The sequence below is a fragment of the Streptomyces filamentosus genome (assembly GCF_014654895.1).
GTDB classification, from domain to species: Bacteria; Actinomycetota; Actinomycetes; order Streptomycetales; family Streptomycetaceae; genus Streptomyces; species Streptomyces filamentosus.
In genome coordinates this window covers 1,347,400-1,367,763 of the sequence record NZ_BNBE01000003.1, presented here as the reverse complement: position 1 = coordinate 1,367,763, position 20,364 = coordinate 1,347,400, and the positions used below count along the sequence as shown (strand labels likewise).

At 70.7% G+C, this 20,364-nt stretch carries 21 protein-coding genes; 8 read left to right on the top strand and 13 right to left on the bottom strand.

The window, feature by feature from the left end:
- Window positions 1-47 precede the first annotated feature (47 nt).
- The 5 genes from IE326_RS33735 (at window position 48) to IE326_RS33715 (ending at window position 1,830) form a co-directional block, all read left to right on the top strand.
- Window positions 48-257, top strand: a complete 210-nt coding sequence (locus tag IE326_RS33735; RefSeq protein WP_190044218.1) for a hypothetical protein — start codon at window positions 48-50, stop codon at window positions 255-257.
- A 101-nt stretch (window positions 258-358) separates the two neighbouring features.
- Window positions 359-799 (top strand): hypothetical protein, encoded by a 441-nt coding sequence (locus IE326_RS33730; protein ID WP_190044217.1) that lies wholly within the window; start codon window positions 359-361, stop codon window positions 797-799.
- Window positions 800-1,006: 207 nt separating this feature from the next.
- Entirely contained in the window at window positions 1,007-1,210 is a 204-nt protein-coding gene (locus IE326_RS33725) for a hypothetical protein (RefSeq protein ID WP_190044216.1), read from the top strand.
- Between the two features lie 113 nt (window positions 1,211-1,323).
- Complete coding sequence (locus IE326_RS33720; RefSeq protein WP_190044215.1) at window positions 1,324-1,467, top strand: hypothetical protein; 144 nt, start codon at window positions 1,324-1,326, stop codon at window positions 1,465-1,467.
- A gap of 141 nt (window positions 1,468-1,608) precedes the next feature.
- Window positions 1,609-1,830, top strand: coding sequence for a hypothetical protein (locus IE326_RS33715; RefSeq protein ID WP_190044214.1), 222 nt, complete (start codon window positions 1,609-1,611; stop codon window positions 1,828-1,830).
- A gap of 1,007 nt (window positions 1,831-2,837) precedes the next feature.
- Here IE326_RS33715 and IE326_RS33710 read toward each other — a convergent pair.
- From IE326_RS33710 to IE326_RS33655, 13 genes are all read right to left on the bottom strand, one after another.
- Window positions 2,838-3,824, bottom strand: a complete 987-nt coding sequence (locus IE326_RS33710; RefSeq protein WP_190044213.1) for a hypothetical protein — start codon at window positions 3,822-3,824, stop codon at window positions 2,838-2,840.
- Window positions 3,796-4,044, bottom strand: a complete 249-nt coding sequence (locus tag IE326_RS33705; RefSeq protein WP_190044212.1) for a hypothetical protein — start codon at window positions 4,042-4,044, stop codon at window positions 3,796-3,798. Before IE326_RS33705 ends, IE326_RS33710 begins: the two co-directional genes overlap by 29 nt.
- Before the next feature lie 167 nt (window positions 4,045-4,211).
- Window positions 4,212-4,721, bottom strand: coding sequence for a hypothetical protein (locus IE326_RS33700; RefSeq protein WP_190044211.1), 510 nt, complete (start codon window positions 4,719-4,721; stop codon window positions 4,212-4,214).
- An 82-nt stretch (window positions 4,722-4,803) separates the two neighbouring features.
- Window positions 4,804-5,523 carry a VWA domain-containing protein gene (locus IE326_RS33695; RefSeq protein WP_229915776.1) on the bottom strand — a complete coding sequence of 240 codons (720 nt, stop codon included), beginning with the start codon at window positions 5,521-5,523 and terminating at the stop codon, window positions 4,804-4,806.
- Between the two features lie 135 nt (window positions 5,524-5,658).
- A complete protein-coding gene (locus IE326_RS33690; protein WP_190044209.1) occupies window positions 5,659-6,072 on the bottom strand; it encodes an SsgA family sporulation/cell division regulator in 414 nt (137 codons plus the stop codon).
- 313 nt (window positions 6,073-6,385) lie between these two features.
- Window positions 6,386-8,683: a hypothetical protein gene (locus IE326_RS33685; RefSeq protein ID WP_190044208.1), complete on the bottom strand. Its 2,298-nt coding sequence runs from the start codon at window positions 8,681-8,683 to the stop codon at window positions 6,386-6,388.
- Between the two features lie 84 nt (window positions 8,684-8,767).
- Entirely contained in the window at window positions 8,768-9,286 is a 519-nt protein-coding gene (locus IE326_RS33680) for a hypothetical protein (protein ID WP_190044207.1), read from the bottom strand.
- Between the two features lie 2 nt (window positions 9,287-9,288).
- Complete coding sequence (locus tag IE326_RS33675; protein WP_229915775.1) at window positions 9,289-10,038, bottom strand: hypothetical protein; 750 nt, start codon at window positions 10,036-10,038, stop codon at window positions 9,289-9,291.
- Complete coding sequence (locus IE326_RS33670) at window positions 9,996-10,562, bottom strand: hypothetical protein (RefSeq protein WP_190044205.1); 567 nt, start codon at window positions 10,560-10,562, stop codon at window positions 9,996-9,998. Before IE326_RS33670 ends, IE326_RS33675 begins: the two co-directional genes overlap by 43 nt.
- Before the next feature lie 98 nt (window positions 10,563-10,660).
- Window positions 10,661-12,901 carry a hypothetical protein gene (locus tag IE326_RS33665; protein WP_190044204.1) on the bottom strand — a complete coding sequence of 747 codons (2,241 nt, stop codon included), beginning with the start codon at window positions 12,899-12,901 and terminating at the stop codon, window positions 10,661-10,663.
- Window positions 12,902-13,156: 255 nt separating this feature from the next.
- Entirely contained in the window at window positions 13,157-13,282 is a 126-nt protein-coding gene (locus tag IE326_RS41635; protein WP_268983052.1) for a hypothetical protein, read from the bottom strand.
- A gap of 211 nt (window positions 13,283-13,493) precedes the next feature.
- Window positions 13,494-13,898, bottom strand: coding sequence for a hypothetical protein (locus tag IE326_RS33660; protein WP_190044203.1), 405 nt, complete (start codon window positions 13,896-13,898; stop codon window positions 13,494-13,496).
- Window positions 13,895-14,545 carry a WhiB family transcriptional regulator gene (locus IE326_RS33655; protein WP_190044202.1) on the bottom strand — a complete coding sequence of 217 codons (651 nt, stop codon included), beginning with the start codon at window positions 14,543-14,545 and terminating at the stop codon, window positions 13,895-13,897. Before IE326_RS33655 ends, IE326_RS33660 begins: the two co-directional genes overlap by 4 nt.
- A 261-nt stretch (window positions 14,546-14,806) precedes the next feature.
- Here IE326_RS33655 and IE326_RS33650 point away from each other — a divergent pair, with 261 nt between their 5' ends.
- The 3 genes from IE326_RS33650 (at window position 14,807) to IE326_RS33640 (ending at window position 20,330) form a co-directional block, all read left to right on the top strand.
- The gene (locus IE326_RS33650; protein WP_190044201.1) at window positions 14,807-15,529 is read left to right on the top strand and encodes a GntR family transcriptional regulator; all 723 of its coding nucleotides are present in this window, start codon (window positions 14,807-14,809) and stop codon (window positions 15,527-15,529) included.
- 1,199 nt (window positions 15,530-16,728) lie between these two features.
- On the top strand, window positions 16,729-18,324 hold the full coding sequence (locus IE326_RS33645; protein WP_190044200.1) for a hypothetical protein: 1,596 nt from the start codon (window positions 16,729-16,731) through the stop codon (window positions 18,322-18,324).
- Between the two features lie 1,070 nt (window positions 18,325-19,394).
- Window positions 19,395-20,330, top strand: coding sequence for a hypothetical protein (locus tag IE326_RS33640; RefSeq protein WP_190044199.1), 936 nt, complete (start codon window positions 19,395-19,397; stop codon window positions 20,328-20,330).
- Window positions 20,331-20,364 lie beyond the last annotated feature (34 nt).

The window sequence follows — 20,364 nt, the reverse complement described above, 5'->3', positions numbered from 1 at the left end:
AAGCGGAATAGTTGCTTAATTGGAAATATTCACGTAGAGTTCACGTCATGGTCCGCACCGCACTCACCCGCCGCACCGCCGTCACGCTCGCCGACCATGCCCCTCACGTCGCCGGGGCAATAGGGCTCTCCGCTCTCGCGCTGCTCGTACTCCCCTTCGACGGGCCCCTGGCCAGGTTCCTCACCGTGCTCATCGCCGGAGTCGTCGGCGGCAAGCTCAGCGACCGCGCAGCCGCACACCTCCGCAGCAAGCACTGACCGCGCAGGCGGACGATGGGAGCACTGGGCCCCCGCCGTCCGATCACCATCACACAAGCCCGCAACTGCCAGTCCGGGGCCGGAAGAGAGAAGCGACCAGCATGAAGATCACGATGCCGTGTGGACTGGGAATCGGCCCCGGTGGAAAGTGCGCCAACTCCCTGTGCTTCAACGCGGCGACCCACGTCCTGGAGCACCACGCCGACTCGGGCGTCTGGCGCGCGGGGGCGTATTGCACGCCGTGCCTGAACCGGAAGGTTCGGCCGGCCGCGCAGGTCGCGGAGGCCGACGAGCTCGACATCATGCACGGGCGCACCGGGGGCATGAACGGCCTTCCCGACGACACGTGGAAGATCCGCGCCTTCGCGCCCGACGAGCTCGCCGAACTGGAGGCGATCCGCAGCGGTGCTCTCCTCAGCCTGTACGTGAGTCCCGGCAACTTCATCTGGGCGACCCCGGCGGACGTCCAGGCCGACCGTGAGCGGCGCGCTGCCGAGGAGGAGGCCGCCAAGCAGGTCAGGAAGACCCGCTCCCGACAGTGACGCACGCGTGCACCGGTACGCCCGGCGCACGCGGACACCGGGACACGACTGCCGGTCCACACCCGAGGCCCCGAGGTGCTGCCTGCACGGGAGACACTGCGCGGACACGACTCATTGCGTAATTGGATTTATTGACGTAGTATTTGAGTTGTTGGCGCGGCAAGCACTGCGAGCGCCAAGCGTCCACCCAACTCCCGGAGGTTCCCAGTGGCCAGCAAGCGCAGCATCCGACAGCTCCTCTCCGCCGCAACCGCTGCCACGCTCGGCACCAGCCTGACGCGCCGCCCCGCCCCGGTCGGCGCAGAGGCCGAAAGCCGCCACAGCGAAGCCGTGGAGATCGCGTCGCCGATCGCCCCTCACCCCTACGGCAACCACCGCTTCCCGGGACAGGATGGTGTCGTCGAGTGCTGACTGGTCGCGGGGCGGGGCACGCAAGGCGCCCCGCCCCGCGACCGTCCCCGTCGCCTTCACTGGATCACCCGCAGGCGCCTTCCCCGCCCGGCACACCTCAGGAGACCTCGATCATGCGCAAGTGCAGAGAGTGCGACACCGTCAACAACTCCACGGCAAAGGCATGCATGGTCTGCGACACGCCCTTCCCCCTCTCCCGCGTACGCATCAACCTGCCCGGCCACAAGCGACCGCGCCGGGCGCTGAACGCGGACTGACCGCGCCCGGCGGGGGAGGCGATCTCGCCCCTCCAGTACGTGAAGGGCAAGATCACCTCCCCCGCCCAGTGCCGCTCAGGCATCCTGTCGGGGCGGTGAATCCACCGCCCCCCCGAAACCGAAACCCCGGAGGTTCACCCCGTGAAGAAGTTCGGACCCATCCCCCGCGCTCCGTGGCCTCGCTGGGCCCTCCTGTGGGGCGCGCCGTGCGCCGCCGTCGCCTTGAGCTCGATCGGCACCGGCCTCATGATCGGCGCGCGCTCCGCCACCGGCACCGCCCTCGTGATCGTCGGCGCCGTCGGCGCCCTGTTCGCCTTCGTGCTCACCATGCCCCGGCACACCGACAGCGACGGGCCGGGGTGATTTCACCCCGCGCCCTCGCCCCTCCTGGCCGCTCACCCCGAGCGGCCAGGAGTATTTCCAATTGCACAATCTCCCGCTCGCGGGCCTCCGCCCGCACCCGGCCGCCCCGTGCCGCCCCCAGCCGCCGTGGCAAGCCCCGTGGGCCCGCAGCCGTCGAGCCACCCGCCAGAACCCAACGCACCGCCACACCCAGTCGCACCCCCTCCAGCCTCACCCTGTCCGATGCCGTACCCGTCGTCTCCACCGCTCGCTGGTCTCTACGTTCGTCCTTCATTCGTCGTCTGCTCTCCGTGTGCTCTCCTCCTCTGTTCTGCTCTCCTCTGTTCTGCTCCTCTGCTCTTACTCCTCCTCAACCGCCGGCCTCTGGTACCCCTTCGCACATGCTGATGCTTGGCCAACTAGCCCTGTAGGGAAGTAGTCGGCGTGCGTGGCGGCTCGGAATCCATGCCCTGAGCTGGTGTTTTGCACCTGTCGACTCACGTCTGCGGTGGAACCCAGGGTGGCACCTAGGGCGCGACCCAGGGCGTGACCTAGGGCGCGACCCAGGATGTGACTCAGGGCGTGACCTGGCCATGCCGGCCAGGACCATGTGCCGCGTCTCCCGGGCAACGAGCCGGGAGGCGCGGCGCGATGGGCGGGCGCCGCAGTGGGGCCCTCTCCCGATGACCACGGAAGCAGGGGCGGGAGGGTGCTCGCCGGCCGCCGCCGTTCGACGTCGCCGGGCCCCGGCCGCGGCTTCCGCGTGGACCTGAGTACGGCGGGAACGTCGCAGAGTCCAGGCAGGGCGAATTCTCCCCACCGGTCGGTGTCAGGCAGGGGGTGAGATCACCCCTCGCCGGAGGAAGCAGGGTGATCTCACCTCCCTGCCCCCGTACGTAGGGCGTAGGGGTGTTCTCTCCCCCCGTCAGAAGCCGGGGCGGAATCACCCCCTCCCGCCGGTGCCCTGGCCGTTCTCCGGCGGGAGGGGGAGACGGAGGTGGTTCCGCCCCGGGGACTCGTGACCGTGCTCAGGCCGGCAGGTCCGCGGGCGCCAGACAGCCGCAGAGGTGTCGCTCACCCCGGCTGTATGTGAAGCCATGACCGTGACAGTCGGAACAGTCCGGGTCGTGCGTCTGGGGTACGCCCGCGGTGCAGTCGACGGGTTCGGCCCAGACGGGAACGAAGATGCCGTCGCCCTGGTCGTCCCAGGTCAGGGTGGCCATGACGACTGCTGTCCCGCCGCAGCCGCCGGGGCAGTCCGGCTCGTGGGACTCTTCGCACTCATCGGGGTGCTCGTCGAAGTAGGTCTCCAGCAGGTACTGACGCGCCTTCTCGTCGCTCGTGCGTGGACGGCCGTCGCTTTCGCGCACGAGGTGGCCTGCGCGCGCAGCAGCCTGCTCGGCGGCGCGATCGGCAGGCGCCAGCGCCGCGACACGCCCGAGCAGGAGGCCGCGCGCGATGTGGTGCGCGCGCACCTGGGCGGCCGTCTGGAGGAAGTCGCCGCGCCGCCGGCACTCCCTGGCGACGGTGTACGTCGAGAGCATGGTGCCGACGAGCCGCGTCTCCGTCGGGTAGTACGGGGGCAGGTCCGCCCGCTCGGAGGCCGGGTTGTACACCGGCGTCAGTCCGGCCGCCTGCTGGGGCAGGACGTCGGCGCGGCCGTGCAGGGCGGCGTAGTTGGTGCGCAGGTAGTCGACTCCGGACCGGCGAGTGGTCGGCAGGTGGAAGCCGTCATGGGCAAGGAGATTGGTCCCAAGCTCGCGTACCGCCTCGTGGACTTCGGAGTCGTGGGATCCGCGCAGTGCGAAGACGTCGTAGAGCGCGCCGAGATGGATGAGGTAGGCCCGCCGGATCCGGTGGGCCTGGTCGTCGCGGAAGGTCCCCGGGTGCTCGAAGATGGTGTCGCGCTGCGCATGGGCCCAGCAGGCCTCGAGGATCATGCGTTGGACGGAGGCCTGCTCCTGGGCGTACGCGGCGACGGTGTGCTCAGGCAGCGGTGGCGGGGAGGCGTTCACGGGTGTCCTTCCTGGTCGGTGGCTGAGGGGCGTGGGCGGGGACGAGCGCGGTGCAGTCCGTGATCGTGACGCGGTCGAGGTCTCCGAGGTCGTCGTAGGTCAGCTCGACCTCGAGTTGCCCATGCTCCGTGAGCGGCTTTCGGCACAGGTCGCAGGGCACGCGGGCGAATGTGCCGGCCCCGTGTTCGGCGAGGGCGCGGACGTGCCCGCGCTGCAGCACGAGTTGGGCGGGTCGTTTGTGTGGGGCGGAGCGATTCCTGTGCGCGAGGCGAAGGAGGACCTCGGCGGGGTTGAACGTGGCTGGTCGTTGCGGGTGCGTCATCATGAGCTCCTGGGCCGTCAGAACCGCCCGGGGCCCGGCATTGCCGGGCCCCGGGCGGTCGAAGTTCAGAAGTGGTCGCCGATGTCGACGCTGTCGTACTCCTCGCGCGAGACGGTCTCCCAGTCGGTCTCCTTGCCGTCCTGCAGCTTCAGCTCCCACTTCGCGGGCGTCCTGTATCCCTTGAAGACCCGCACGGTGGTGGTGCCGCACGGTGCGGCAGGGGCTCCCTTGTCCGGTGTGCGGGCGCCCGGTGTTGAGCGGGGCGGGGTCTTCTTCGAGGTGTCGGTGCGCGGCGGCTGCGGTGCGTCCGGCTGGTCTTCGTTCGTGTCAGCGGGCGGCTTGGGGGGCTTGGGCCTCGGCTTGGCGAGCGTGCTCCGGAGCGTCTGGGTGCGCGTGGCCCGGCACGGGGCCGGCCGCTCGACCTGCTCGTAGACGGGGTCCTGGGCGGCCCGGCTGCGCTTGTCGATGACCTTGCCGTGGTCGATGTCGGTGTCGGTGTCCTCGCATCCGGCGAGGGTGAGAACTGCGGCGATGGCGGTGGTGGCGATGACCGGCCGCACGGCGATGGAACGCACGATGTGTCCTTGGGGGTGGGCGTTGGGTACAGGAAGGGGCGAGCGGGCGGCCGAACGACGGTTGTGCGGCGCCCGTCGCGTGTCAGGCATGGGGGAGGCCCGCGACCAGACGGTCGTAGAGCTCTGCGTTCGACAGGGCCAGCGGGTCGGAGCCGACGGCGCTGACGCCGGTGTTGCCCGGGAGGGTGTGGAGGAAGCGGAACCATCCCGCTTCGCCGAACGGGACGAACTGCCAGCGCATGTTCTCGCCCTGCGTGGACCGGAGGAAGTCCCTGGTCGCGGGCGCGTCCTGCGGGGCGCCGTCGGTCTGGAACACGACGAAGGCCGGCGTCCCCACCTTGTAGGCGCGGGAGGCGCGGTAGTGGGCGCGCACAGCCTCCATGGCCGGGCGGTAGTGCGTTCCGCCCATGCGTCCCAGGGAGTTGTGCAGCTGGGCGATGCGGCCCTGGTGGGCGCCGAGTTCGACGTCGACGAAGGCCTGCGGGCGTCGGAGGATGCGGCCTCGTGTGATGGTGTGCATCTCGGTGGAGAAGAAGCCGACCGGAACCTTGCCGTCGTCGTCCAGGTGCGCGGACAGGCTGAGAATCTGGTCGCTCAGCCGCTGGACCGAGCCGTCGGTGAAGAAGTCCGCCATCGACCGGGAGCGGTCGATCACGAGGTAGACGGCGGCGCGGCCGCCGAGGCGGTCGCTCCTGCGGAGGCTGGTCTCGGCGTCCTTGTACATGTCGATGAGGTCGGGCGCGGTGCCGGCGACCTTGTCGAGGCTGATGGCCGAGGTCTTCTGAAGGGAGTGGGTGGCCACGAGTTTACTCCTTGGTGGACCGACGAGTGGGTCATGCATAGAGGTGTACTGCGCGCGCCCCGTGTGACAGGAGGTGTGGGTTTTCTTGCGCCGGGCCCGGGGCTGTGTGCCCCGGGCCGTGCCCGGCTTTCGCTGTCAGTGGGGCAGCAGTTCGTCGAGGAGGGTGTCGATGTCGACGGCCTTGGACTCCTGGCCTGCGGCGACAGCCTCGTAGGTCTCGGCGAGCCACGCCTCGATGGGGGCTGCCGCCCCTTCGAGGCATGCGTTTCCGTCGGGGGTTTCCAGTTTGATGCTGATGGTGCGGTCCTGGGGCGAGCCGACCGGGGTGATCTTCACGTCGCCGAGCCCGGCGGGCGACGTGAGGCCCTGGGCGAGCAGCTCGCGGGCGAACGTCCACTGCACGACCTCGTCGGGCGAAACGTCGAAGGAGAACTGCACCGCGTAGGGGTCGGTGTCCTTGTAGTAGAGCCGCACGGGGATGCGCACACGCATGTCCGGGTCAGCCACGTGCGTCATGTGGGTCTTCAGTTCCAGGCCGGGAAAGCCCATGGGTGATTCCTGTTCTTCGGCGGGGAGGCTCGGCGAGGCGGGCGGCGGAGTGCAACGCCCGACCGATAGCGAAACACTACCGCATTATTTCCAATTAAGCAATGTCTTTTGATGTGGGCCCGCCGCACGGTGACCTCGCCCCCGTCCCCGGCAGCCCAGGAGCGCAGCAGACCCCGGGGGGCGGATCTTGATCGGCTGGAACAGTCTGTGCAGGTCTCCATCGGTTTCTGATCGCCGCAGCAGCCAGCCGTGATCGGCTGCCTGAGCCGATCACAAGCGGTCGGGATCCGATGCCGGCCGATCATCCGGCCATTCACGACAGGGCCTCGATCGCCTCCTTGAGGGCAGACAGGTAGATGCCGCGGGGTGAGCCGTCCAGCTCCCGGATCCGCTCGGAGGACAGCTCCACCTGCGCGGCGTCCAGCTCGCGGCGCAGGGCCTTGCCGAGTTCGCGGAGCCGGTCGATATCGCTCTTGTCGTCCCACCGCCCCCAGCGGTCGGTGTCGTGGCGACGCAGGTGGAAGTGCAGCTGGTCGTAGGTGAGATAGGCCGGATCGTGCTCCAGCGTGAACGCCTCCCGCAGGACGCGGACGATGCCGGGCAGGGACTCGACGCCGCCCTGTTCGCCGACAGCAGTGCCAACATCCAGGAGCTCATGCCACGCGTCGAGCAGTCCCGCCTCGTTCAGGGTGAAGGTCAGGTCCGGCCGGCCGGCGACCGCGCGCTCGGCTCCGACCCTGGCCGCGTACTGGGCGGTGACCTCCCGCACCTGGTAGCGAACCGGGCGGTCGGGCATTCCGGGCAGGCCCTGCGCGTACAGCTGGCCCGCATCGTTGACCTCAGTGTGGGTGGCCGCCCGCAGGAGATCTGCACGGTACCCCTCGGCGATTGCTCCCCCGCCCAGCAGTTCCGTGACGTCCACGCGCCGGCAGGCCCCCAGCAGTTTGCCGGACAGCTTCGGGCCGATGGCCTCGCCGAGCCAGTCCCGGGTGCCGAACTGGCTGCCGCCGATCACCCAGATCGCTTCCTTGCGCCCGAGCAGGAGCAGCCGGATCAGCAGGGCCTTGGCCTGGGCCGACAGCTGCGCCCACTCGTCGACGAACACGACGATGGCCGGATGCTCGGGCGAGACGCGCCATTTGTTGCCCCACCCGTAGCGGGCCCGCAATCGGGCGCGCGCTGAGCAAAGGGCGAGGAGGAACTGCAGGGTCGCGACGATCTTCTCGTCGTCCATGCAGGCGGTGAGCGTGATCGCCTCGCCGAGGTCCCCGACGCCGGTTCCGATCGGGTCGAGGTTGAAGGCGACCGCGTCCTTGCAGGCCGTGACGACCTCGGCCATGGCCAGCATGACGCCCGACTTTCCGGCGCCGGAGTCGGCGACCATCAGCAGCATCAGCCCTGCGAGGGCGAAAACGAGCGGCTTGGCGTCCATGGAGACGCCGTAGTCAGCTGGGTCGAGGATCGACATCGACAGCGGTGCCCGGTAGGGGACGTCGCCGACCAGTTCCGGGCTGAACGGTGAGCGCTGCATCATGCGGACGGTGCAGGCCTCGCCGGCGTCCGGGTCACCCTCGATCAGCAGGCCGTTGCGGCGCAGCCTGAGCAGGGTGATCAGGCCCTTGTAGGTGTCGTCCTTGTTCAGGTCGTCGGAGGTGCCGGTCTTGAACGAAACGCGCGCGGACCACCCCCACGGCTCCTGGGTGACATCGGTGACCCGGTCGACGTCCTGTCCTTCGTGCAGCAGGGCGCGGTGGAGAGCTTCGCCGGCCTCGCCAGGAGTGGTGGCCTGAGCAATCGGGAACGGGGTGAGGTCTTCCTCGGTCTCGTCGGCCGGTGCGCTGCCGGAGGTCTCGGATGCCTTGAGGGCAGGGAGGTCCAGTTCGGGCAGCAGCAGGTCCTCGGGGACGGGTCGCTCGGTGAGTTCGAGCGGATGGTGGGTCAGCCACCACCCGGCGGCGGCGAGCACGGGTGCGACGGCCAGCAGTGTGGAGGGGATGCTGGCGGCTGCGAGCCCTGCGACGCCCAGGACGGGCAGGAGGGCGCTGAAGCGGCCGAGCGCCATCAGGGAGCGGGCCCGGCGGATCTGCTCCGGGGTGGGCTGCTCGGGGGTGAAGGGTACCGACTGCAGTGCGTCCAGGCCGTTTCGGCGGCGCCTGAGCTCGCGGCTCAGGTCACGGATCGCCTGCTTCTCGGCCGCCTCCAGACCGTACGCCGCGGCGTCCTCGAGCCTGCGCTGGAGCTTCTTCTCCAGGCGGTGGACTGCGGTGAGGGCCTCCTCGCGGCGGGCGCGGTCGGCTTCCAGAGGCCTGTTGACGATCCTGCGGCGGATCTCGTCGTCGGACATGTAGCCCACGCGCAGCCAGTGCCGTGCCGCGGACAGGGCGTTCCGCAGGCCTGGGAGGATCTGGCCGGCGATGGCGGCCGCGGCGGTGCGGGCGCAGTGGGCCACGCGCCGGGCGGCGGTCGACGATCGTGGGACGCGCTCATCGGCCGGTGGGTCCTGTGTCTCGCGCTGAGGGCTGGGCTCGTCATCGTCGACGATCTCGGCGAATACGAGTTCGCCGTAGGGGGCCAGTTCGGTGCTTTCCGCAGGGTCGTGGGGGTGTTGCATGGGGTACAGGGCTCCTCGCCGAGGGCGGAGGCTGGCGCGGGCGGCCGCCACGCGCGGGTGGTGTGCGGGCGGCCGTCGGCGGCGTCAGCCTCCGAAGATCCACAGGCCGATGTTGTTGCCGGTCAGGGTGGTGGCGCTGACGATCACGCCCATGAAGCCGAGAGAGGTGCCGTAGCAGATCGCCACGACCGTCCCGCCGGCCATCTCCTTCCAGTCGGCCGGCTTCCACTTGGCCGCGTACAGGACCACGAGGTAGTAGGTGATGCCGCACAGGCCGATCGCGGCGCCGCCCGCCGAGACCGGTGTGACGGCCGTGCGCGGCGCGTTGGTGTTCACCTTCGCGCCGGCGCCCTCTTCGGCGGCGGCCTGTCCCAGGTGGTTCATGGCGGCGCGCAGGGCTCCGGCTCCTTCGCCGAGGAGCCCGCGTGAGTTCACCGTCACCAGCAGGACGAAGAAGAAGACCAGCACGAACGTCTTCTTCTTTCGGAGGAGTTTCTTCTTGAATCCGGCGATGACGGCCGTCGTGGCCATCGCCCCGAAGAGGAGTGCGCCGAAGCCGGCGTTGGCGGATTGGTTGTCGAAGATGTCGATCGCGAGGTCCATGGTCAGGCTCCGGCAAGAAGGTGTACGACGGCGCGCCAGGTGACGATCACCAGGCCCGAGACCCCGGCCCAGATCACCGGGCGGGTGAGAATCCAGCCGAGGCGTGATCGCGCAAAGCGCCAGGTCAGCCGTCCGGTGGTAGTGGCCACGGACAAGGCCGCCCGGCACAGCAGGCCAACGGGGTGGTTGATGCCCGCCCCGATGAAGACGGCACCGGCAACGCCCAGGACGGCGCCTGCGGGAACCAGGGGGGCCGCCAGGCCGTACGTCGTGACGGCATCAGCTGCCCACCGTGAGGCGGGGGCTCCGTGGAGGGGCACCAGGTTGACGAGGGCCAGGCACAGGAGGTTCCGGCCCAGCTGCAGCCGGCCCCAGTCGACCTCGTTGCCGCTGGAGTCCGTGGCGTTGGTGCGCTCGATCACCGCGGCAAGCAGATCGGTCCAGCCCAGACCGAACGCGGCGCCGACGGCCGTTTCCACACCGCGGCTGACCACCTCGGTGATGTCGAGTTCCGTCCCCGGGGCCGGGGAGGGGGCGTGCGAGGGCAGCGCAGGCGGGGGAAGGGCCCCGGTGACCGCGCACTCGACCAGAGTGGGATCGGCCCTGGCGCAGGTGGAACGGAGCGGGCAGCCGGTGCAGCCGGCCGCCGGAGTTGCCGCGGCCGGGTCGGCCTGCCCCTTGGAGAAGGGAGGGTGGGACGAGGACGGCATCAGCAGCTCCCGGTCTTGGTGCCGGCCGCCGGGGCGCGCCATTCGGGCATGGGATGAGAGCGGGCAGCTCCCTGCCGCGGGACCAGGCCGTCGACGACGTACAGCATGGGCCTGCCCGATGCGCGAGCGCTCGTGACGGCCAAGTCCGCGGTGGTCTGTTCCGGAGCACTGGTCCTCACCTGCGGGCTCTCGTCCGCGGTGGCGGGTGCGAAGCCCGGGGGCAGCGCGGGCAGGCCGCCGCGTGCGGACCCGAGCTCGCCGCTGGACAGGAGCATCGCCTGGGTCGGCAGCCCTGTAGTCCGGTCCAGCAGGCGTGCGGCGGTGGGAAGGGCGGCGTAGGCCGCGTCCTCCCAGCGCTGGCCCTTGCGGGCGACTCGCTGGATCTGCCGGGCCTGCCGGGTGTGGCGTGCAGTGCGCTCAAGGCGCTCGGCGCGCTCGGAAGCCGACTCCCGGGTGCCGTAGCGGGCCCGGGCAAGGCGGTGGTCGTCGCCGCCGAGAAGCCATCGCAGGCGGCCGGGCAGGCGCGAGCGGCCGAGCCGGTGCCGGCGTGTGCGGGCGTGGGTCATGATGTGCGAACTCCCGATTCGTGGAGGAGGGAGACCCGGCCGGGCCCTGGAAAGCGGGCCGGGTCTCCCGGTCTTACTGCTTCGAGCCGGAGCGGTCGTCAGACGCCTGCGAGGTCCTGGCTCAGCTGGTCCTTGGCCTTGGCATTGAGGTAGTTGGCGATCGTCAGCGCGCGCACGTCGGCGATCGTTTCGCCGCTGGAGCGGACCTCATCCGAGATGCTCCGCTTGCTCAGCGGCTGGTTTCGCGCGAGGAGGCGTTCCACCGCGGCGCGTTCCTTGTCCTCGAGCACCACCTCGTTCTTGTCTCGTTCCGCACCACTGGTGCGCTCCCGTCCGTTCCGGGCGCCGGGATCGATCCGGTCCGCCCCACCTGGTGCGTTTTGGGCGCGCTCCGGCGTGGCCGCGCCCCGTTCCACACCCCGTTCCGCGGTGCGCTCGGGCGCTGCTGCGCCTGGCGGCGAGTGTTCCGCTCCGGTTCCAGGTGGGGCGGAGCGCGGCGGTCCGGTGCGGGGTGGAACGGGCGGGGCACCGGGAATGCCCTGCTCGACCTCGGGGTGGCCAGGTGGAACGAGGCTGTCGTTCCACCCGGCTCCGCTGTGGGCCGCGTGGGGCACCGTCTCTGGAGCCTGCCGCGTTCCGGACCAGTGCACCCAGGTTCCGGGGGGCGTTCCGCCCGGGGCGCTCCAGACCGTGCGGAACGACGGAACGGCGCCGGGACCGGCTCCGGAACGAAGGCCGTCGGTCGGCACGCGGGGAATCACGATGCGGTGCAGGGCCGTACCGGAACGGAGCGCGTTCCGGTCCGCCAGCTCGGCGCCGGCGGCGTTCCAGGCGCGTTCCAGCGTGGACAGTGCGGCGTTGTCGATCGTCAGCGACCAGGCTGTCCAGGACCGCACCGGGAACCGGACCCAGCGGATCAGGCCGATCTTCGGCCGGGGCCGGGAGACCAGTCCCTGTTCACGCAGGTACTGGCGGTGGACCAGGGAGGCATACAGCTCCCACAGCACCATGCCGACGACGCTCATGGTCGCAAAGGCGACGGATGCCTGCGTCGGCCGGCCGCCGGGCCCGCAGTGATGGGCGTAGTTCATCGCGGCCGCGCCGGATGCGAACACCCACGTCATGATCCGGTAGATGGTGCCGGCGTCGCCCTGCTGCCGTGCCTGGTGGTACATCCAGCCGGTGAACGCGGTGGTGAGCTCCCAGGCGGCGGCGAAGCCGAGGGCAAAGACGGTCCACCATCCGAACGCTTCCTTGGCGTAGTCGGTCTGCGACCACCAGGCCACTGCCATCGGAGCGAGGATCGGGCCGGCGACGAGGCCCCGGCGGGCCTGGTTGCGAACCATCTCCCGTACCCAGCGGCGCCCATGGGCGAGGCGGCGGGCGAAAGTCGGTCGTCCCGCGGCCTGCTTGTGCTCGCGCCGCTCCGTGGCCCGCTGAAAGCGGCCTTGCTGGCGCAGACGCTTCCGCTCCTGCCGGCGGGCGGCGCGCGAGCGCGCCCGCTCCCAGGCCTGCTGGGCCTGGCGGAGCAGCTGCTCGGCTGCTTCCTCCTTCTCCATCGCTGCGGCTTCCCGGGCGGCAGCCTTCTCGGCAACCGTGGCGGCTCGCTCCTCGGCTGATGCGACTGTCGCCGCTGCGGTGGTGCGCAGTTCTTCGACGTCGCGGGTGGCCCGTTCCCGGTCGGCCCTGATGCCCGCGGCCGCCTGCCGACGGAGCTCGTCGGCAGCGGACGTCGCCTCACTGCGGATACGTTTTGCCTCCGTCTCGGCGGCGCGCAGCCGGGCATCGGCTGCCTCGGCGTCGCGACGGGCCGCGCGGGTCAGTTGCTCGGCCCGGAGCCTGGCGTCGGTCACCTCCTTGTCGGCGGCCAGTTGTGCTTCCTCTCGCAGCCGGCAGGCGTGGGCGGTGGCCTCTTCGAGGGCGGCCCGCCCTTCTGCCTCAGTGGCTGCCAGGATGGCGGCGGCCTGGCGGTCGGCTGCTGCCTTGGCCGCCTCCGCCTGGGCGGCGGCGTCGCCCACGAGGGCTGCCCCCGCCTCCCGCGCACGGTCCTGGAGCGCGTCGGCCCGGCGCTCTGCCTCGGCTTGGATGTGTGCCGCCTGCGCTTCGGCCGCCTCCAGGAGGACGGCGGCCTTCTCCTGCGCGTAGGCCTCACAGCCCCTGGACTTCTCCTCTGCCAGGTCGACGATGTCGGCCGCACGGTCCCGAGCGTCGGCGAGTACGGCCAGGGTCTCGAGCGTGTCGGCGGCTGTGGCCGGGGATGCGGCGTCCGCGGGACGCGGTTCCGGGGCCGGCGGCCCGGACCTGGGGGGTTGGCGGCGTCGACGACGGGACCTGCTCACCGTCGTGCTCCTTTGCGGTGGGACGCGTGCTGCAGCGTGTCGCTGAGCGCGGCGTCGATGGGTGGTCGTGATGGTGGCGCGGGCTCGCCGAGCTGACGGTGATCTCCGGCTCCGTCGCGAAGCTGTCCTTCCGTCCCTGCGCGGCGGACTACTCCGCGTCGTGCCCGTCCTCCGCCTCATGGGGGCCGAACAGGGCATGGTCCAGGTCGGCCTCGTTGGCCAGGGGACCGTCCAGCGGCGGCGTGACCGCGACGCTCACGAGACGGCCTTCCGGCGACCCAGGGAGTAGAGCCGGGCGCACGTTCCGTCGTCGTGGGCGTCGGCCTGGCTGGTGTACCCGTATCGGGCCAGCAGGCTGGCGGCGATCGTCAGCTGGCACACGGCCGGGCGACGGAGTCGGCCGCTGTGGAGTCCTCGCTTGCTCGAGCTCGTCGTGAGGGCCATGGCTACTCGCAGAAGTGCTGGACCGGGTAGTACCCGCCGTACGAGACGTAGTAGTACAGCGGCTGCTGCTCGTACCCGGGGGCGAGGTGCACGGCGATCGGCAGTCTCATGGTGGATGTCCTTGTCACTGCGGCGGTCCGCGGTCATGTCATCGCTGTCGGCAGGTGCCGTCCGGCGGCTCGCCTCGGCCGTGCTGGATGACGTCGCGCCCTTGGGGTTCTGCGCCGGCCCGGTCGGTGGTGGTGGCGCTGTCGAGGTGTGCGCGCACCGCCTCCGAGGCGCTGCGGGATGCGGCGTCTGCGGCCGGCGGCGGGGCCGGCTGACTGATCCAGGCCCGGTAGGCGTCGGCTTCGACGCGCGCCTGGTGCCACAGGGCCAGGACGATGCCGAGCAGCGCGGCCGGCTGCGGGTCGGCGCCGTCCTGCGGGACGGGCACGGGGACGGCTGGCATCGCGCACTTCGTGTGCAGGGCCTGTATCAGGAGGCGGTTGAGGGTCCGGAGCTCGTTCTCGTCGGAGCCGTCGGGTGACGGTGGGTTGGTGCGGCCGGTCATGCGGCCCACCCCGTCGCGCGGCGGTGGTCGCTGCGCAGCGGCTCCAGTTCGGAGACGGCGACGCGGAGTTCGGCGTGGTTCTTGTTCCGGGCCTTGGGCTTGACGGACAGTCCGATGAGGGTCTGGGCCAGCCCCAGCACCTGGCGAGCCGCGTGCAGCCGCATGGTCTGCTGCTCGTACGGGGCGCGGTCCCGGGCCCGGGCCGCGGCCAGCCGTTCGGCTTCCGTGTCGGCGAGGGCGAGCTGGTCCTCCTCGGTGACGCCGCCGCGCACTGCGAGGTCCTGGGGGGCTTCGGGGTAGCGCAGGGCGAGTTCGAGGCACGCTGCGGCGATCGGGCACCGCGCGCAGTACTTGGCGATGGTGGCTTCTCGGCGCGCATGCCACTGCTCGTCCGGCTCCTCGTCGCGCCGGTAGAAGGCGTCGACGTCGTTGGTGGTGCTGCAGCGGCCGAGCAGGAGGGCCTCGTCCAGCTGGTGTTCGCGCATCTGGCCGGCGACGGCGTGCCCGTCGGGGCCGGTGAGGTAGCCGGCTTCGGCGAGGGCGGCCGGCGTGTGGGTGCTGACGAGTTCGCGTGTGATGTCGTCGCTGGTGAGGGTGATTCGGCTGGTGGTGCCCTGCGTGGGGCGACCGGCTGTCATGCTGGTCATTGCGTCGTCTGTCTTTCGTGACGGGAAGGGGTCGGCGTGCGTCACCACGGCCTTCGAGGGCTCCAACCCCCTCGGAGGCCGTTCTGCGTGCGGCGCGCCACGGGATGCGGGACCATGCCCACATCTGGCTCATCTGGCTCACGCCAGGTAAGCCAGATGCGATGATATTGCCCCGCCTTCCGGATCAAGTCAAGGGAGAACGACATGACGATCGCGGCCCTGCATCCCGCGCCGGGGTGGCTGTACGGCAGGATGTCCCGCATGGCCACGCCCCCGACCAGCAGACACGACCTCGCCGAGCGCCTGCGCAACGAGATCCACGACGGCTCGCCCTCGCTCGCCGCCGGCGTCGTCGTATCAGGGCGCCAGCTCGCCAAGGAGCTCGGGTGCGCGCGCAACACGCTGATCGGCGCGATGGATCTCCTCGAGCAGGAGGGCCTGGTGCGGTCGATCCCCAAGGTCGGCTACATGGTGCTGTCCCCCGCGGCCGCCTTCGAGGCGCGCCTCGACAAGCGAGGGCACGTCCACCCTGTCCCCGAGCAGGCCGATGACCGGAGCGACATGGTCACCACCGCCGTACGCAAGGCCCCCGTCGACGTGGCGGCGGCCCTGGGCAGTCCGCCGGAATCCGCTGTCATCCTGCGACAGAGCGTCCTCAGCCGGGGCGGCACCCCCTGGGCCATTCGGGAGATGTACGTCCCGCAGGGCATCACCGACCTCGCCCGCCGGCTCCTGGACGCCGACCACGTCGACGAGGACCAGATCCTGGAAGAGGCCGGCCTGCCCGAGACCGGGCACGCGCACGCCGTCTCGGCGCGGCCGGCGTCCGACCAGGAGGCAGTCCTGCTCAAGTCGCGTGCGGTCACGGTGCTTACGGTCCGGCGCGTGAGCTACAGCGGTGAGCAGATCCGGAGTTGCGAGTTCCTGCTCATCCGCGCCGATAGAGTCAGTTTGACCGATTCTTCAGGGAAGATCCCCAACTAGGCAGAGTGGGCCGTGAGGTGACCCCTGATCAGCGCGACGCGCGGCATGTACCGGTCCGTCCACAGGCTGTGCACTTCCGGTGCTGTTGGGGATAGGGTGACCATCGATTGATCTATTGCTAGCCCTGACAACACGATGCCCCCAGACCTTGAGCAAGTCCGGGGGCGTATATCGGGTTCGAGAAACCGGATAAGGCGGTGTCTCGTGGTGGAGCGTACCCGCACCCACGCACAAATGCACAGTCAGCCCGGCTTCCACGCTGCGTCCACGACGCCGTCGAGCCGGGGCTTTTTGCTGTGCGGACACCGCACATCGCTCGCCGCCCTCACCGAGGAGGGCGGCATGTCGTAGAAGTCTCGGGCGGGCGCTCCCTAGCAAGGAGCGCTCCTCGCCCTTCCCCGCCGGTTCGGAGTTAGCAGCTCCTCAGCCGGCCGTCACCGCTCTTACGGGGTACCAGCCCCGTCCGAGCGAAGAGCCAGGCCTCTCGGCCTGGATGATCACTGCCTCCCAGCAGCTAGCCCCGAGGGGCTGACCCCGAAGGGCCTTTGTCATCCCTGGAGTGCACCAGGGCGATCGGAGTACATCTTGCAGTACCGCCATGGCTTTTGTCAGCTCAGCAGGCGCCCGGGACCACCGTTCTCGGCCATTGATCCCCCAGCCGTCACCTCGTTGTCACATTCCGTGACTGCCGTTTCATCCGGTTCGGGGGTTTTGGCATCTTCTGCTCCGCTGTCGTCGATGACGGCGCCGAGAGCGGGCTCCTCGCTCTGTCCAACGGTTTTCGCCGGCTGATCCGCTCTTGACCACGAGGCCGAGGGCGCGCATCGCGCATCCCTCTCTCCTCGGTCAAGGCTGTCCGCGCTCTGCTGCACGGCACACGCCGCCCGTCAGCAGGTGCGCTTGTGGCACAGCACGCTGTACCGCGAGCGCGCCGGGGGTTGACATCCCCCTCTGATCGCAGCGGAGCGCCTGGTCCCATCTGCAAGGCCGCCTCTGCACCCCATCTCGCAGAGGCAGCGGCTCGAGCGCACCGTCGACGGATCGTCACTCCGGCGACGGTGCGCGGGAGAAGTGTGTCCAGTTCTCTGCTCCTCACCACCAGCTCCGGTGCGGGTCCGGTGCCTCGACCGCGGTCCGCGGAATCGTCCTGCGTATCTGGCGCCCAGGCGCCTGTACGGCGTCAGCGTGTCAAGGTGCCGATGCGGTTGGTGGAGTCCCCGCACTACGCCGACGTGGCTCTGTCCGTCTACATGAAGATCAAGGCGCTCGGGCAGCGCCCGGAAGGCTGCACCGCAGGCGCCGCGGTGCTCGCGTCGTACCTCGGGGTGTCGCGGTCCTCCGTCGAACGCGGCATTGCCCAACTGCGCAGGCCTGGGCCGGACGGGGTGATCGAGCTCCCCGTCAACCGGCGACGGTCGCTGCCCGGCGGATGCGGCACCACGGCGCAGCGCCGTGTACGGCCGATGCACCGGGACGAACGGTTCATCTGGCTGCCGGTCGCCGCGTGCGAGGACCTCTCCCCGCGGCAGTTGCGTGCGTACGCGGTGCTCTGCTTCGCCCAGACACAGCGCATTCCCCTCACCGAAGGCGAGCTCGCCGGGCATCTCTACCACCACTCCGGTGCGTGCGCGGGGACGACGCTGTCCGCGACGTCTGCGGGGAAGGTCGTGGATGCTCTGGAGGATGCCGGCTGGGTGAGCGTGCTGCGCAGGTCGGGCGTGCAGGGGCGGCATCAGTTCATCGCCCACGACGTACCCCCGGCCCCGGGCGGCGCCCGCCCCCTCTCGCCTGTGGAGAGCACCTCGTCGTCTTCACAACTTGATGAGGGATCGGGTCTGGAAGCTGGTGAGGGATCGCTCGCGACTAGGGAAGACCACAGGATTGACCGACCTGATGACGAGCGCCGCCCTGACTCACCCGCCGTAGGCGAAGTACAGGTAGACAAGGGCGCTCGGCCTGTGGATAACTCGGGCTCGAACACTGCGCACGACCCGGCCCAGGACGGTTTCGCGCTCCGCGCGGGCCAGGAACCACCCCGCTCCCAGACATCCCCCGCCTCCCGCGGCCACTACGACGGCCCGCAGCTGACCCTGCATCCGCGCATTGTCGAGGTCCTCGAACCCGTGCAGGTGCTCTACGAGCAGGCCAACACGTTCATGCAGCGGCGGATCGCCCGCGAGGTCGGCCGCCAGCTCGATCACGGATGTGCCCCCGACAGGCTCCGGCAGCGCTTGCGTACCCGCTTCGCCGGCGTGTTTCTGTCGGACGTCAAGGACCCTGCCCGGTGGCTGATGGGGGTGGCTCTGCCGAGGTGGGGCTGCGGGCATCTTGCCTGTGAGAGCGGCGTGATGTGGCCGAGCGGGGAGCCCTGCGCGGCTTGTGCCGACATCCGGGCCGCACGTCTACGAGAGCGCGAGCGGGAGCACCGGATCGAACGGGGGCAATGCCCCGACCACGGCCTGGGCGGGCCCGGCGTCGGCTGCACCGAATGCGCGCCGCCGCGGCGGCGGCGCCCGGTGCTCGCCAACGCTGCCGCCCCGCCGGCTCCCGCGGCCCTCTCCGTCTGCCGAGAGTGCGGCTGCCGGATCCGGCTGGTCGGCCCCGCACTCGTCGACCAGATGTGCAGGCCCTGCAGGGAAGCGGGCCAGCCGGCGCAGCCCGTCGCACAGCCTCCTGGCCCGGCACCACGGTGCTCCGGCTGGCTCGGGGAGACATGCGACCGGCCGGCGATTCCGACCCGCCGGGTGTGCGCGCGCCACAGGGCCAGCGAGCTGCGCGCCGAGGCTGCCGGATGATGCGCGGCCGCGTCCCCTCGCCTCGGCTGGGCGCGCGGCGGGACGCGCGAACAGCCAACGGTGCGCGCACCGGCGCGCGAACAGCGCACCGTGGTGCGCGCGCCTCGGTGCGCACGGTGCGCACGGGGTTCTCCCTCACCTCCCTCCAGCGCGCACTTGATGACCGCCCCGGGGCGCGCCGCGTATCCCCGGAGTCGGCGCGCGCTCAGTCCGCCGCACCTTGCACCGCACCGTGCGCCGGTACTCCAGAGCGTCGGCAGTATTCCAGGAAGCCGTCGGCACCACCGTTCACCCCCGCGGGCGCCGGTGACGATGTGTCACCGCTGACAGGCGCAACAGGTCGTGTGGGCACGCCGCATAGTCGGCCCAGCGCCCATGGGACACGTCCTGGTTCCTACAGCGGCACCCCCTTGTCCAGCTCGCGGAATCTATCCCTCCGCCCCTTGTCCACCTCTGCTACCTCCGGCATGCCCCCCTTGTCCACGTCCGCTACCACAGGCCGGAGCCCTCGGCCAGGCAGCGGCCGCCCCGGCGGGCAGCGGTTCGCATCATGAAGCCCGGCACTGCACTGCCCCCTCTCGCCAGTGACTCTGCGTCAGGCTCTCCGGCCTGAGGGCACCACCGGGGTGGGCACGACGTGCCCGCGCGTCGCGTGCCGTGAGCCGCACCGGCGTCCGCCGGCAGCGCAAAACGATGCGACGCTCGATCCATCGCGCGCACGGGCGCGGCCCACATCGCGCACCGGCGAGACGCGCGCACCCCTCGGCGAAACGCACGGCGCGCCGGTGCGGTGCGGCGTCGGACCGCACCGGCGCGCGCCTTCCGCCTTCCCGGCGCGCACGGGTGCGCACCGGTGCGCACCCGTGCGCACTCCCTTGTTCAGGTGCGCGCACCGCCGCGCGCACCTGGTGCGCACCCCTTGTCCAGGTGTGCCGCCCGCGTCGCCGCAGAGCGTGATTCGCCGTGTTTCGCCTTGTCAGTCCTCGCCGCCCTTCGGGGTCAGACCGCGGACAAGGGGGGTCAAAAGATCGTCAGCGGCATCCCCACCGGATGACGAAGGACGGTCACGGATGTCGCACATCACCAACACCCACAGCTCTCTGTCCGCCTCGGCCACTGACGAGGGCTCCAGCACCCTGCGAAGCCTGAACCGCGACTGGGCGGTCCTGTGCGAAAGCGCCCGCGCCGGCGACGCCGTCGCGCACTGGTCGGACGAACACCTCCCGTTCGAGGGCGCTCACACCCCGCAGGACGTGGTGGACCGGATCACCGGTCTCTTCCGTCGTGGCGCCTGGGAACAGCACGACCAGGCGATGCTCTTCCTCCTGCGGCGTGTCCAGGAATCGGGGTCCGACCGCGACCTGGCCTGGTGCACTGCAGCGCGTGTGATGCTGCCCAAGGCCGTGTCGATGGCGAAAACGCAGCAGCGCGACGGCATCCGGTGGGACGACATCGTCTCGTCGATGTTCAGCGCGCTGTTCGAAGTCGTGGGCACCTACCCGCTCGAGCGGCGGCCGCGGGGCGTCTTCGCGAACATCGCGATGGACACGCTCGTCCTGGCGCAGAAGACCCTGGCCGCCGACTACGACAACCGCTCGGTGCTGCAGGAGATAGGGGACACGCTGCTGCCGCTCGCCGGCGACCGAACTGCGGCGCTGCTGCCGTCCGGCGGTCCCGACCCTGCGACGCAGGCCCAGCTGGCCGACTGCCTGGTGCGCGCGGTCGAGTTGGAGATCGTCAGCCGCGACGAGCCGGAGCTCAGCTCCGACGACCCCCGCGCCGAACTGCTCTCCCTGGTGGTGTGGGCGGTCGACATCCAGGCACTGAAGATCTCCGACGCGCAGCGGATCGCGAGCTACTACCTCGACTCCTCCGCCACCCCCGACCGCACCCCCCGCACCCGGCGGTCGATGGGCAGTGAAGGCGCGCGCCTGCGTCAGCGGGCCAGTCGTGCCGTCCGCCCGCTGCGCCAGGCGGCGCTCCAGGCGCGGCAGTCGGCTGCCTGAAGTTTTCCGCCCTCCCCTGTCACACGGCGGGCCG